General features: G+C 73.3%; 12 protein-coding genes. 6 read left to right on the forward strand and 6 right to left on the reverse strand.

Features of this window, described 5'->3' with window-relative positions:
• The 4 genes from RH861_RS03845 to RH861_RS03860 are packed head-to-tail and all read left to right on the forward strand — an operon-like array spanning position 1 to position 4,470.
• Entirely contained in the window at positions 1 to 903 is a 903-nt protein-coding gene (locus RH861_RS03845) for a TatD family hydrolase (RefSeq protein ID WP_310519829.1), read from the forward strand.
• Positions 903 to 2,027, forward strand: a complete 1,125-nt coding sequence (gene eboE / locus RH861_RS03850; RefSeq protein WP_310519830.1) for a metabolite traffic protein EboE — start codon at positions 903 to 905, stop codon at positions 2,025 to 2,027. The genes RH861_RS03845 and eboE overlap by 1 nt, the downstream gene beginning before the upstream one ends.
• Complete coding sequence (locus tag RH861_RS03855; RefSeq protein WP_310519831.1) at positions 2,024 to 3,451, forward strand: alkaline phosphatase family protein; 1,428 nt, start codon at positions 2,024 to 2,026, stop codon at positions 3,449 to 3,451. The genes eboE and RH861_RS03855 overlap by 4 nt, the downstream gene beginning before the upstream one ends.
• Positions 3,448 to 4,470 carry a sugar phosphate isomerase/epimerase family protein gene (locus tag RH861_RS03860; protein ID WP_310519832.1) on the forward strand — a complete coding sequence of 341 codons (1,023 nt, stop codon included), beginning with the start codon at positions 3,448 to 3,450 and terminating at the stop codon, positions 4,468 to 4,470. Before RH861_RS03855 ends, RH861_RS03860 begins: the two co-directional genes overlap by 4 nt.
• 36 nt (positions 4,471 to 4,506) lie before the next feature.
• Here the strand turns inward: RH861_RS03860 and RH861_RS03865 are convergent, their stop codons facing one another.
• The 4 genes from RH861_RS03865 to RH861_RS03880 form a co-directional block, all read right to left on the reverse strand.
• On the reverse strand, positions 4,507 to 5,178 hold the full coding sequence (locus RH861_RS03865; RefSeq protein ID WP_310519833.1) for a DUF2652 domain-containing protein: 672 nt from the start codon (positions 5,176 to 5,178) through the stop codon (positions 4,507 to 4,509).
• A 59-nt stretch (positions 5,179 to 5,237) separates the two neighbouring features.
• Positions 5,238 to 5,909, reverse strand: a complete 672-nt coding sequence (locus RH861_RS03870) for an ABC transporter ATP-binding protein (protein WP_310519834.1) — start codon at positions 5,907 to 5,909, stop codon at positions 5,238 to 5,240.
• Between the two features lie 58 nt (positions 5,910 to 5,967).
• Positions 5,968 to 7,419: an ABC transporter permease gene (locus tag RH861_RS03875; protein WP_310520277.1), complete on the reverse strand. Its 1,452-nt coding sequence runs from the start codon at positions 7,417 to 7,419 to the stop codon at positions 5,968 to 5,970.
• Between the two features lie 112 nt (positions 7,420 to 7,531).
• Positions 7,532 to 8,116: a GerMN domain-containing protein gene (locus RH861_RS03880; RefSeq protein ID WP_310519835.1), complete on the reverse strand. Its 585-nt coding sequence runs from the start codon at positions 8,114 to 8,116 to the stop codon at positions 7,532 to 7,534.
• Positions 8,117 to 8,250: 134 nt separating this feature from the next.
• On the opposite strand from RH861_RS03880, the gene RH861_RS03885 reads away from it, so the two are divergent.
• Both RH861_RS03885 and RH861_RS03890 read left to right on the forward strand, forming a co-directional pair.
• Positions 8,251 to 9,003: a response regulator transcription factor gene (locus RH861_RS03885; protein WP_248598164.1), complete on the forward strand. Its 753-nt coding sequence runs from the start codon at positions 8,251 to 8,253 to the stop codon at positions 9,001 to 9,003.
• A complete protein-coding gene (locus RH861_RS03890; protein WP_310519836.1) occupies positions 9,000 to 10,550 on the forward strand; it encodes a sensor histidine kinase in 1,551 nt (516 codons plus the stop codon). The genes RH861_RS03885 and RH861_RS03890 overlap by 4 nt, the downstream gene beginning before the upstream one ends.
• A gap of 138 nt (positions 10,551 to 10,688) precedes the next feature.
• Here RH861_RS03890 and RH861_RS03895 read toward each other — a convergent pair whose 3' ends face one another.
• Both RH861_RS03895 and RH861_RS03900 read right to left on the reverse strand, forming a co-directional pair.
• Entirely contained in the window at positions 10,689 to 11,186 is a 498-nt protein-coding gene (locus RH861_RS03895) for a MarR family winged helix-turn-helix transcriptional regulator (RefSeq protein ID WP_310519837.1), read from the reverse strand.
• A 10-nt stretch (positions 11,187 to 11,196) separates the two neighbouring features.
• Complete coding sequence (locus tag RH861_RS03900) at positions 11,197 to 12,924, reverse strand: DHA2 family efflux MFS transporter permease subunit (protein ID WP_310519838.1); 1,728 nt, start codon at positions 12,922 to 12,924, stop codon at positions 11,197 to 11,199.
• Positions 12,925 to 13,113 lie beyond the last annotated feature (189 nt).

Consider the following 13,113-nt stretch of genomic DNA (forward strand, 5'->3'; position numbering starts at 1 on the left):
ATGCGCATCTTCGACCCGCACATCCACATGTCCTCGCGCACGACCGACGACTACGAGGCCATGTACGCCGCCGGCGTGCGCGCGCTCGTCGAGCCGTCGTTCTGGCTGGGCCAGCCGCGCACGAGCGTCGGCTCGTTCGTGGACTACTTCGACGCGCTCACGGGCTGGGAGCGGTTCCGGGCCTCGCAGTTCGGCATCCGCCACCACTGCGCCGTCGCGCTGAACCCGAAGGAGGCGAACGACGCGCGCTGCCGCGAGGTGCTCGCGGAACTGCCGCGATTCCTCCGCCGGGAGTCGGTCGTCGCGATCGGCGAGACGGGCTACGACTCGATGACCGCCGAGGAGGACGAGGTGCTCGAGGCGCACCTCGCGCTCGGCGTCGAGCACCGCCTGCCGGTCATCGTCCACACCCCGCACCGCGACAAGAAGTACGGCACCCGCCGAACGCTCGAGGTGGTCGCGGACTCGGGCATCGAGCCGGGCCTCGTCGTCCTCGACCACCTCAACGAGGTGACGATCGAGATGGTGAAGGAGTCGGGCGCCTGGATGGGCTTCTCGATCTACCCCGACACGAAGATGGACCCCCACCGCATGGTGGCGCTCCTGCAGCGGTACGGCACCGAGCGGGTGCTCGTGAACTCGGCGGCCGACTGGGGCCGCTCCGACCCGCTCCTCACGGCGAAGACCGGCGCGGCCATGCTCGACGCCGGCTTCGACGCAGCCGACGTCGACCGCGTGCTCTGGCAGAACCCGGTCGAGTTCTTCGCGCAGAGCGGCCGGCTCGACCTCACGCCGCTGCCCGGATTCGCGCTCGCCAACGCGCCCGAGACGTTCTCCGGCAACTCGGTGCGACGGGGTGGGGCGGATGCCACGGTGCCGGCCGTGACCGAGGCGGTGCGCTGATGCACCTGTCGTACTGCACGAACGTGCACCCGGCCGAGGACCTCGACGGCGTCATCCGCCAACTGCGCGAGGCCGCCGGGCCGGTGCGCCGCGCGGCGGGCCTCGCGGTGCTCGGCGTCGGACTCTGGCTGCCCGCGCCGCTCGCGGCACGGCTCGCGTCCGAGCCGGAGGCGCTCGCGCGACTCCGCGGCACGCTCGACGACGAGGGGCTCGAGGTCCGCACCCTCAACGCGTTCCCGTACGAGGCGTTCCACGCCGAGGTCGTGAAGCTCGACGTCTACCGCCCCGACTGGACCGACCCCGCGCGGCTGGAATACACCGTCGACGCCGCCCGCGTCCTCGCGGCGCTGCTGCCCGACGGCGCCGACGGCTCCATCTCGACGCTGCCGCTCGGCTGGCGCGACGGGTGGGACGCCGCGGCCGACCGCGCGGCGACCGAGGCGCTCGCGGCGCTCGGGGCGGAGCTGCGCGCGATCCGCGCCGAGACCGGCCGCACCATCCGCCTCGCCGTCGAGCCCGAGCCGGGCTGCACCCTCGACGACGTCGACGACGTCGTGGCGTGGCTGGCGGCGCGGCGCGACCGGCTCGACCTCGACCTCGTCGGCGTGTGCCTCGACACGTGCCACCTCGCGGTCTCGTTCGCCGACCCCGCCGAGGCCGTCGAGCGGATCGCCGCCGCCGGTATCCGAGTCGTGAAGGTGCAGGCCTCCGCCGCGCTGCACGTCGAGCGCCCGGCCGACGCCGACGCGCGCCGGGCCGTCGGCGCCTACGCGGAGGACCGCTACCTGCACCAGGTTCGCGAAGACGCCCCGGGTGGCGTCATCCGCGTCGACGACCTGCCCGAGGCACTCGCGGAACTGCCCGCGACGGCGCCGTGGCGCGTGCACTTCCACGTGCCGCTGCATCTCGTGCCCGAGCCGCCGCTCGCGTCGACGACCGACGTGCTCCGCACGGCGCTCGCCGCCGTGCGCGCCGTGCAGGACGTCGACCAGGTGCACCTCGACGTCGAGACCTACACGTGGTCGGTGCTCCCGGGGGCGCCGGTCGACCTCGTCGACGGCATCGCGGCCGAGCTCCGGTGGGCGAACGCCGAGCTCCTCGAGCGAGCGGAGCAGCCGGCATGAGCGCGAAGGTCCTCCTGCTCGACGTGGTCGGCCTCACCGCCGACGCCCTGCGGCACATGCCGCGACTCACCCACCTGGCCCGTGCGGGGGCGCGCGCCGAGCTCGGCACGGTGCTGCCGGCCGTCACCTGCTCGGTGCAGTCGTCCGTGCTCACCGGGCGCATGCCCTCGGGCCACGGCATCGTCGGCAACGGATGGTACTTCCGGGAACTCGGCGACGTGCTGCTGTGGCGCCAGCACAACCGCCTGGTCGAGGGCGAGAAGCTCTGGGAGACCGCCCGCCGGCGCCGCGGCGGCGACTACACGAGCGCGAACCTCGGCTGGTGGTACGCCATGGGCGCGACGACCGACCTCACCGTGACACCCCGCCCGATCTACCACGCCGACGGGCGGAAGTCGCCCGACTTCTACGCCCGGCCGCCCGCGCTGCACGACGAGTTGCGCGACGAGCTCGGCGAGTTCCCCCTGTTCCAGTACTGGGGGCCGACCGCGTCGATCCGGTCCACGCAGTGGATCGTCGACGCCACCAGGCGCGTGCTCGATCGCCCGGATGCGCCCGACCTGACGATGGCGTACCTGCCCCACCTCGACTACGACCACCAGCGCTTCGGTCCCGACTCGCCGGAGGGGCGTCGCGCCGCCGTCGAGCTCGACGCCGCCATGGCGCCGCTGCTCGACCAGGCCGAGGCGCAGGACGTCACGGTCGTCGCGCTCGCCGAGTACGGCATCGCGCGGGCCGACCGGCCGGTCGACGTCAACCGGGCACTGCGCCGCGAGGGCCTGCTCGAGGTGTACGTGCAGGACGGCCGCGAGCAGCTCGACCCATGGACGTCGCGCGCGTTCGCCGTCGCCGACCATCAGGTCGCGCACGTGTACGTCGCGGACCCGGCCGACGAGGCTCGCGTCGCGGCGATCCTCCGCGGCCTCCCGGGCGTCGACGAGGTCCTGGGCCGCGAGGCGCAGGCCCGGTACGGGCTCGACCACGCCCGCTCGGGCGAGCTCGTCGCGGTCGCCGAGCCCGGGGCCTGGTTCACCTACTACTTCTGGCTCGACGACGACCGCGCGCCCGAGTACGCGCGCGGCGTCGACATCCACCGCAAGCCCGGCTACGACCCCGCGGAGCTGTTCTTCGACCCCGCCGACCGGCTCGCGAAGGCCAAGGCGGCCGGCAACCTCGCCCGCAAGGCGCTCGGCCTCCGCTACGCGATGAGCACCGTGCCCCTCGACCCGTCGTGCGTGCGCGGCACGCACGGGCGACTGCCCGACTCGGCGGCCGACACCCCGCTGCTGCTCGCCTCCGACCCCCGCTTCCTCGACGGCGCGGGCGACCGCGTCCACGCCACCGACGTCCGCGACCTGGTCCTGCACTGGCAGGGCCTCGGAGCGTCCGCCACGTCCGACCCCCACGAAAGGATCCGAGCATGACCGACTCGCCCGCCTCCACGCACCCCGTCACCCTGTTCACCGGCCAGTGGGCCGACCTGCCGTTCGAGGAGGTCGCGCGCCTGGCCTCCGAGTGGGGCTACGACGGCCTCGAGATCGGCATCGGCGGCGACCACCTCGACACGAAGCTCGCCGACGAGGAGCCCGGCTACCTGAAGGAGAAGCTCGAGCTCCTGAAGCGCTACGACCTGAAGGTCTACGCGATCTCGAACCACCTCACGGGCCAGGCGGTGTGCGACGACCCGATCGACTTCCGCCACCAGGCGATCGTGCGCCCCTACACCTGGGGCGACGGCGACGCCGAGGGCGTGCGGCAGCGGGCCGCCGAGGACATGAAGCGCACGGCGCGCGTGGCGCGGAAGCTCGGCGTCGACACCGTCGTCGGCTTCACGGGGTCGAAGATCTGGCAGTACGTGGCGATGTTCCCGCCCGTGCCCGCGTCGGTCATCGACGCCGGCTACGAGGACTTCGCGAACCGGTGGAACCCGATCCTCGACGTGTTCGACGACGAGGGCGTGCGGTTCGCGCACGAGGTGCACCCGTCGGAGATCGCGTACGACCACTGGACGAGCGTGCGCACCCTCGAGGCCATCGAACGCCGCCCGGCGTTCGGGTTCAACTGGGACCCGAGCCACATGATGTGGCAGGGCGTCGACCCGGTCGGCTTCATCTGGGACTTCCAGGACCGGATCTACCACGTCGACTGCAAGGACACCCGCATCCGCACGGCCAACAGCCGCTCCGGCATCCTCGGTTCGCACCTGCCGTGGGGCGACCCGCGACGCGGCTGGGACTTCGTGTCGACCGGCCACGGCGACGTGCCGTGGGAGGACGCGTTCCGTGCGCTCGACGCCATCGGCTACACCGGCCCGATCTCGGTGGAGTGGGAGGACGCCGGCATGGACCGCCTGCACGGCGGCCCGCGGGCGCTCGAGTTCGTGCGCTCGCTCATCTGGCCGCGCCCGACCGCGTCGTTCGACGCGGCGTTCTCGAACCAGTAGGCGAGCGGATGCCGCGACCTGCGGGGCGGCTCGGCGCTACGTCTCGGCGCCGGCCGCCCGCAGGTCGAGGACGGTCCCGCTCACCTCGCCCGCGTCCGGGTACTGCTCGCGGTGGGGGAGCCCGCCGGGCGTGAGACCGAGGCCGCTCGCCGCCGCATCGGTCACGAAGAGGTAGGGCTGGGATCCGACGCGCTCGCGGATGGCGTTCTTGAGCAGGCGGTGCGCGACCGTGACCGCCGGTCCGAGCAGGTCGCTCCCGGTTCCGACGGACTGCCGGACGCACATCCCGCGGTGCAGGATCACCTTGAGGTCGAGGTACGCGACGTTGGGACAGGCCGTGCAGTCGTGCTCCGGTCCCGGTGTCGCGTTCGTCCGCGCCCTGCGGAAGCGCTCGTACATCTGCTGCAGCCGCTCGACGACGGCATCGCCCCTGCCGTCGAGGGCGGCAGCCGGCGCGCACGCGAACACCGCGTCGCCCTCGAGCTTCACGAGCTGGAAGTCGGGCTCGACGCCGGTCGCGACGCTGTCGAGCAGGGCCCCGAGCAGCGAGTAGGCCGTCGGGATCCCGCCGCTGAAGTCGACGCCGTGCGCCTCCTCGACGCTCGCCATGAACCCGGTGAAGCCGGAGATGTCGGCGATGAGCAGGTACCGCTCGCCCGCGGCGACCTCGTCCACCGGCGCGTCGGGCCTCGTCGTCGTCGCGTCCATGCGCCTCCCGCCCGTGCCGCCGGTTCCGTGGGGCCGAGTCTACGACCGCTCGGCGACGGCTACCGGCGCTCGGTGACGGTGCCCTGCTTCAGGTGCAGGCGCCGTTCGGCGCGCCGGGCCACGGCAGAGTCGTGGGTGACGATCACGAGCGTGAGGCCGCGGTCGCGCCAGAGGCCCTCGAGCAGGTCCATGATCTCGTCGCGGGTCTGCTCGTCGAGGTTGCCCGTCGGCTCGTCGGCGAGCAGCACCTCGGGCTCCTTCACGAGCGCGCGAGCGATCGCGACGCGCTGCTGCTGGCCGCCCGACAGTTCGCCGGGCACGTGATGCGCCCGGTCGCCGAGCCCGACCGACTCGAGTGCGGCGGTCGCGCGGCGGCGGCGCTCCTCGGCCGGGACGCCGAGCGGGTCGAGCGCCGTCTCGACGTTCTCGAGCGCGGTGAGCGTGGGGATCAGGTTGAAGCCCTGGAACACGAAGCCGATCTCCCTCGCCCGCACGTCGCCGAGCTTCGCATCGGGCATGGTCGACAGGTCGGACTCGCCGAGCGCGACGCGTCCCGATGTCGGCCGGTCGAGCGCGCCGAGCAACTGCAGCAGCGTCGACTTGCCGCCGCCCGTCGGGCCCTGGACGGCGACGAGCTGCCCGCGCGGGATCGTCAGGTTCACGTCCGTCAGCGCGGCGACCGTGCGCTCCTTCTGCCGGTAGGTCTTGGAGACGTTCTCGAGGGTGTACATGGGTGGGTCCTTCCGTGGTGCGGTGGTGGGTGGTCGAGCGGATGCCGGCGGCATCCGTTCAGGCGACGCTGCGAAGCGCCTCGGCCGGGCGGAGCAGGCTCGCGCGCCATCCGCCGATCGCGCCGGCGAGGAGGCCGCCGAGCACGGCCAGGCCCACGGCGAGGGCGACGACGGCGGCGGTCACGGGTGCGGTGAGCACCACCTCGGTCGACGCCTGCATCGCGTCGAACGGGTTGCCGCCGCCGAAGCCGGCGGGTCCGTCGGCCGCGGCACCGGGTGCCGACGTGGTGGCGAGCGTCGGCGCGATCGCGTTGACGACGGCGATGCCGATGAAGCCGAGCACGAGGCCGGCCGCGCCGCCCATGAGGCCCTGCACGAGCGATTCGCCCGCGACCTGGCCGGTGATGCGGCGGTTGGACCAGCCGATCGCCTTGAGCGTGCCGAACTCGCGCGTGCGCCGGGTGACCCCCTGGATCGTGAACAGGATCGCGATGAGGAACGCCGCCGCGAGTACCGCGACCGACAGCCACAGGCCGAGGTTCGAGACGAGCTGCGACGCGGTGCCGAGCGAGCCCGACACGGTGGCCGCGAGGTCCTCCTGCGTGCTGACCTGCTGGTCGGGCAGGGCCGCTTCGAGGTCGGCCTTCACCGAGCCGATCATCGACGCCGACTCCGCCTGCACCGCGATGTCGGAGACCTGATCCTCGAGGCCCGACACCTCCTGCGCGACGTCGAGCGGGATGTAGGCGTTCGATGCGGTCGTCGCATCCGCCGAGGTCGACGCGACCGTGCCGATGACCTCGAACTCGGTGCCGCCGAGGTCGATCGTGTCGCCCACGGCGAGCCCCTCGCTCGTGGCGTGGTCGGCGTCGAGCACGGCGACCGCCTGTCCGGCGTCGTCGGCGTCGAGGCCGCGACCGTCGACGACCTCCACCGCGCTGAGCGGGCCGACGGCATCGGCGGCCGGGTCCACGCCGGTCACGGTCGTGCTCGACACGTCGAACGCGCCGCCGGCGAAGCCGCCGCCGTCCCCGGGCGCGGGCAGCGCCACGTCGCCGTCGGCACCGCCGGCGGGCGCGGGCAGCTCGCCGTCGAAGGCGACGTTCGTGAGGCTGAGCGTCGCGGATGCCGCGGCCACGCCGTCGACCGACCGGGCGGTCCCGAGCGTCGAGGCGTCGAACGTCGACGAGCCGGGGCCGGGCGTGAGGATGGAGTTGCTGAGCTCCGTGGTGCTGCCGTCCTCGGCCGTCGCGCCATCCTCCTGCCCGAACTCGAAGCGGACGCCGGGCGGGCCCTCGCCGTCGCCGGGCGCCGTCGGCGCCTGCGACACGGTGAGGTCGGTTCCGACGCCGTAGACGGACTCGAGCGCGGCGGCCTGCGCGTCGCGCACGCCCGTCGAGACGGCGTTGACGATCATGACCAGGGCGATCGCGAGCGCCATGCCGGCCGCGACGATCGCGGTCTGCCTGCGACGCCCGGCGAGCTCGCGCCGGAGGTAGGTGAAGAACATGGTGGGGTCCTCGAGGTCGGCGTGCACCCGCCGGTCGGCGGGCTCACTCCGGACGCTAGGCACGCCCGCTGTGGTCCGGCGATGCGTCGCCCCTGCGTCGGCTATGCCGACCTCAGTCGAGTCGCAGGTACTCCTCGAGGGGCACCCCGTCGATGAGGATGTGCGCCTCGGACGCCCCGGTGGCCGTCGTGGCGGTGCGCTCGAGCTGTGCTTCGAACCTCGGGTCGTCGCAGACGCCGCGCAGCAGCGGCCGACCCGTGAGCTCGACCGTCACGGTCCCGTCGGCCTCGAGGCGGCCGTCGACGTAGTCGAGCGAACCGCCGGGCACGGCCGTGTACAGCCCGGTGTCCACGGTCTCGCCCTCGGGCGTCTGCAGCAGCCGGGTGATGCTCGCACGCAGCGGGTCGTCGGTCGTGATGGGCCCGGTCGGCACGGCCACCAGGCTGTCGCCGCAGCCGATCGGCTCGCCCGACGCCCCGTCGTCGCCGACGCGGACGAGGTACAGCGTGAGCGGTGCGGGGGTCGCGTCGGGTCCCGGGGGCGTCGGCGCGGGCTCGGTGGTCGAGGTGGCCGACGGCGACCCGGTGGGCGGCGCCGACGTCGAGGGAGCGGGGCCGCCGCCGGTCGCGCAGCCGGCAAGCAGCAGCACGGCCGCCGCCGTCGCCGCGGCGGTGGTCGTCCGCCCGAGGAACCCCATCGCGTCACCGCCCCTCACCGGAACCGTACGCCGTCGCGCCCGGGCGGCACCCGACCTTGGTCACATGGCGGGATCACAGGCGGCATCCGCTCGCGTCATAGGAAGCGCACAGGAACGCGCGCATACTCGGAACCATGAGCCAGTCGACCACCGCCCCCGGCGCGGGCCAGCGCCCGCAGATCGCGAAGGCCGACGGCAGCCCCGTGCGCGTGCTGGTCGTCGACGACGAGCACTCGCTCACCGACCTGCTGAAGATGGCCCTCCGCTACGAGGGCTGGGAGGTGCGCACCGCGTCCGACGGCTTCGGCGCCGTGCGCGTGGCGCGCGAGTTCCGTCCCGACGCGATCGTGCTCGACATCATGCTGCCCGACATCGACGGCCTCGAGGTGCTGCAACGGGTTCGCGCCGACGGCACCGAGACGCCCGTCCTGTTCCTCACGGCGAAGGACTCCCTCGACGACCGCATCGCCGGCCTCACGGCGGGCGGCGACGACTACGTCACCAAGCCATTCAGCCTCGAGGAGGTCGTGGCCCGCCTGCGCGGGCTGATCCGCCGTTCGACGCTGACGCTCGCCCAGGCGAAGGATCCGGTGCTGCGCGTCGGCGACCTCACCCTCGACGAGGACTCGTACGAGGTCGAGCGCGGCGGCACGCCCATCGAGCTCACCGCGACCGAGTTCGAGCTGCTCCGCTTCCTCATGCGCAATCCGCGGCGCGTGCTGTCGAAGGCGCAGATCCTCGACCGCGTCTGGAGCTACGACTTCGGCGGTCGCGAGACCGTGGTGGAGCTCTACATCTCCTACCTCCGCAAGAAGATCGACGCGGGCCGTGAGCCGATGATCCACACGGTGCGCGGCGCCGGCTACATGCTCAAGGCCGCGACGTGACGAATCCCGGCGACCCCGGCCACGCGGCCGCGGCCCGGCGCGCCGCGGCCGGGCGGGCCGAGGCGGCCGGGGTGACGGATGCCGCGGCCGGGCGTCCCGCGCCGAAGACCCTGCGCCGCCGGCTGCTCATCGTGGTGGCGGCGCTCGTCGTGCTCGTCAGCGCCATCGTGGGCCTCGTCAGCGTCGCGGTGCTGCACAACCAGCTCGTCGCCCGCCTCGACGCCGCACTCGAGCAGGCCACCGACCGCGCCGGACGCGCGCTCGACGACCCGGGCGGACCGCTGCCGATCCCGCCCGAGGGCGCCGAGGTGCTGCTGCGGATCCCCGGCCAGCCCGTGGGCACCGTCGCCGCCCTCGTCGTCGACCGGACGATCTTCGCGTCGAGCACGATCGACGAGGAGGGCGAGCTCGTCCAGCCGTCGCCGGACGCGCTGCGCACCCTCGCCGCCGTGCCCGTCGACCGCGAACCGCGCACGGTCGAACTCGAGGGACTCGGCGACTACCGCGCGATCGCCGCGCCCACCAACGGCGGGTACTCCTTCGTGGTGGCGCTGCCGCTCGACGAGGTCAACGCGACCACGGCGCAGCTCGGCATCACGATCGGGATCGTCGCGCTCGCCGGGCTCGCGGGCGCGCTCGCGCTCGGCGCCGTCACGGTGCGCCGCGCGCTCCAGCCCCTCGACCGCGTCACCGAGACCGCCACGGCCGTCTCCGAACTGCCGCTCGCGCGGGGTGACGTCGAACTGCCGGAGCAGGTGCCCGTCGACGACGAGCGGACCGAGGTCGGCCGCCTCGCGACCTCCTTCAACCGGATGCTGGGCCACGTGTCATCCGCCCTGTCGGCCCGCGAGCAGTCGGAGCGGAAGGTGCGACGCTTCGTCGCCGACGCGAGCCACGAGCTGCGCACCCCGCTCGCCTCGATCCGCGGCTACGCCGAGCTCACCCGCATGCACGGCGGTGAGCTGCCGCCCGACGTCGTGCACGCGATCGGGCGCATCGAGTCCGAGTCGCTGCGGATGACCGAGCTCGTCGAGGACCTCCTCCTCCTCGCACGGCTCGACGAGGGCCGCGAGCTGCGCCGCGATCCCGTCGACCTGCGACAGCTCGTGGTCGACGCCGTGGGCGACGCGCAGGTCGCCGGACCCGACCACGACTGGCGCGTGGCCGTCCCCGCCGAGCCCGTGACCGTCGCGGGCGACGCGTCGCGACTGCACCAGGTGCTCGCGAACCTGCTCGCGAACGCCCGCGTGCACACGCCCGAGGGCACGAAGGTCGTCGTGCGCCTGCAGCCGGTGCCGTCGACGGATGCCGCAGGCGACCGGGTCCGCGTCACCGTGACCGACGACGGTCCGGGCATCGGCCCGGACGTGCGGGCGACCCTGTTCGAGCGCTTCGCCCGCGGGGACGCGTCGCGCTCCCGTCGCGCGGGCAGCACGGGCCTCGGCCTCGCCATCGTGCGCGCGGTCGTCGAGGCGCACCGCGGCACGGTCGCGGTCGACAGCGAGCCCGGCCGCACCGAGTTCGCGGTCCAGCTCCCCGTCGACTGACCCCCGCCGCACCCGCGCCCGCACCCCCGCTCCGCAGAGCGCCAGTTGATGCGAACTGCACCGCTCGCGCGACCGAGCGGTGCATTCGACATCGACTCGCCGACGGCGCGGCGCCTCAGGGGTCGCTGGACGCGGGGCTCAGGATGCGGCGGGGTCCTGAGCCTCGCGCTCGCCGAGCACGTCGCCGCCGAGGCGGGCGAGCAGGCGAGCGAGTTGCTCGACGTCGTCGGCGGACCAGGTCCGCAGCTTGGCGTACAGCTGCTGCTGCATGCGCGAGCTGCGCTGCCCGACGCGCTCGACGGCGACGGGTGTGGGCTGGATGATGCGTGCCCGGCCGTCCTTCGGGTCCGGGACGCTCGTCGCGAGACCCAGCGCCTCGAGCTGCTTGAGCTGGCGGCTGACGACGCTCTTGTCGATCTCGAGCGCCTCGGCGACGGCGCCGGCGTTCATCGCGCCGCGCCGCACCACCGCGGAGAGGATCTTGTACCCGACGGGCTGCAGGTCGGGGTGGACGGCGGCCGCGGCCTCCTTCCACACCGCGCGCACGCGGACGAAGAGCAGGCGCAGCTGCTCCTCGACCGACGCGATCTCCTCGTCGGTGGCCGAGCGGGGGTCGGCCGCGGGGGTGGCGGGCATGCGGCCGATCCTATTGCCCGGTCCGCCCGGCGGGACGGCCGGCGCCGTCGACGGCGGGGTCGTGCGCGAGGCCGACGGGCGTGAGGGCGACGGATGCCGTGGCCGTGTCGATCGCGGCATCCTCCGCATCCTCGAGCTCCCGCTCGCGCCCGGCAGCGGCATCCGGCCCGTGCTCGGCCTTCGCGCGCTGGATGGCGTTCTGCGTGCCGAGGTCGACGTTCGGCAGGAAGGCCACGGCGATGAGCGTCACGATCGCGAGGGGCACGGCGGCGAGGAAGACGGTGCCGACGCCCGTGCCGTAGGCCGACTCGACCACGATGCGGAGGAAGTCGGGCAGGGCGGCGATCTGCGGGATGGTGCCCTCGCCGAGGGTGCGTGCGGCCTCGAGCTGCTGCTCGGGCTCGAGCGCGCCGACGCCCTCGCGGATGCGGTCGGCGACCACCGTGCCGAGGATCGAGCCCATGACGGCCACGCCGACCGTGCCGCCGAGGCTTCGGAAGAACGTGACGGCGCTCGTCGCGACGCCGAGGTGGCGCACCTCGGCCGTGTTCTGCACGACCAGCACGAGGTTCTGCATGAGCATGCCGACGCCCGCGCCGAGCACGAACATCGAGATGCCGACGTACCAGAAGGGCGTGTCGTAGTGCAGCTGCGAGAGGCCGACGCTGCCCGTGATGAGGAGCATGCCGCCGGTCACCATGAACGCCTTCCACTTGCCGCCGCGGCTCACGAGCGCGCCGATCACGGTGGAGGCGATGAGCACGCCCGCCATCATCGGGATGGTGAGCAGGCCCGACTCGGTGGGCGTCGCGCCCCGGGCGAGCTGCATGTACTGGCTGAGGAAGACGGCCGTGCCGAACATCGCGACGCCCACTGACACCGACGCGACGACCGAGAGCGTGAACGTGCGGTTGCGGAAGAGGCCGAGCGGGATGAGCGGCTCGGCCGCGCGCAGCTCGACGACCACGGCGATCGCCAGCAGGATGACGGCGCCGCCGACCATCGCGAGCGTCGCCCACGAGATCCACTCGAAGTCGTTCCCGGCGAAGGTGACCCAGAGCAGCAGGAGCGAGACGCCGGAGGAGATCAGGACGATGCCGGCGTAGTCGATCGACACCTTCGTCCTGGGGCGCTTGGGCAGGTGGAGCGTGCGCTGCAGGAGCACGAGCGCGACGACGGCGATGGGCAGGCCGACGAAGAAGTTCCAGCGCCAGCCGATGCCGTCGGTGATGACGCCGCCGAGCAGCGGGCCGCCCACGGTCGCGACGGCCATGACGGCGCCGAAGAGCCCCGCGTACCGCCCGCGCTCGCGCGGGCTGATGATGTCGGCCATCACGATCTGGCTGAGGGCGGCGAGGCCGCCGGCGCCGAGCCCCTGGAGGACGCGCATGGTGATGAGGGTGCCGGTGTCCTGCGAGAAACCGGCCACCGCCGACGCGACCACGAAGACCACGAGCGCGAGCTGCAGCAGCAGCTTGCGGTCGAACAGGTCGGCGAGCTTGCCCCAGACGGGCGTCGACACCGTCGTCGCGAGGAGCGTCGCGGTGACGACCCACGTGAACGCCGACTGGTCGCCCTCGAGGTCGCTGATGATGACCGGCAGCGAGCTGCCGACCACCGTCGACGCGAGCATGGACACGAACATGCCGAGGAGCAGCCCGGAGAGGGCGGTGAGCACCTCGCGGTGGGTCATGCCGGAGTCGGTGCGTGGCGGGGCGGTGCGGGCGGCGTCGGTCATGGGGCTCCTGATCTGATTGACAAAGGTCAACTATAGAGAACCGGTGGACCTCGGTCAACTATTCCCACGGCGCCCGGTTGCGTCGATTTGGCGGCGCCCGCGGCATCCGTTACCCTTGTCGGAGCCGAAGACCGCTGGTCGTCGTGCGCGTCGCAAGACGGGCCGACCGAAGCTCTGCGAATGCAGGGG

The organism is Agromyces indicus, from assembly GCF_031432295.1.
Lineage (GTDB): Bacteria > Actinomycetota > Actinomycetes > Actinomycetales > Microbacteriaceae > Agromyces > Agromyces indicus.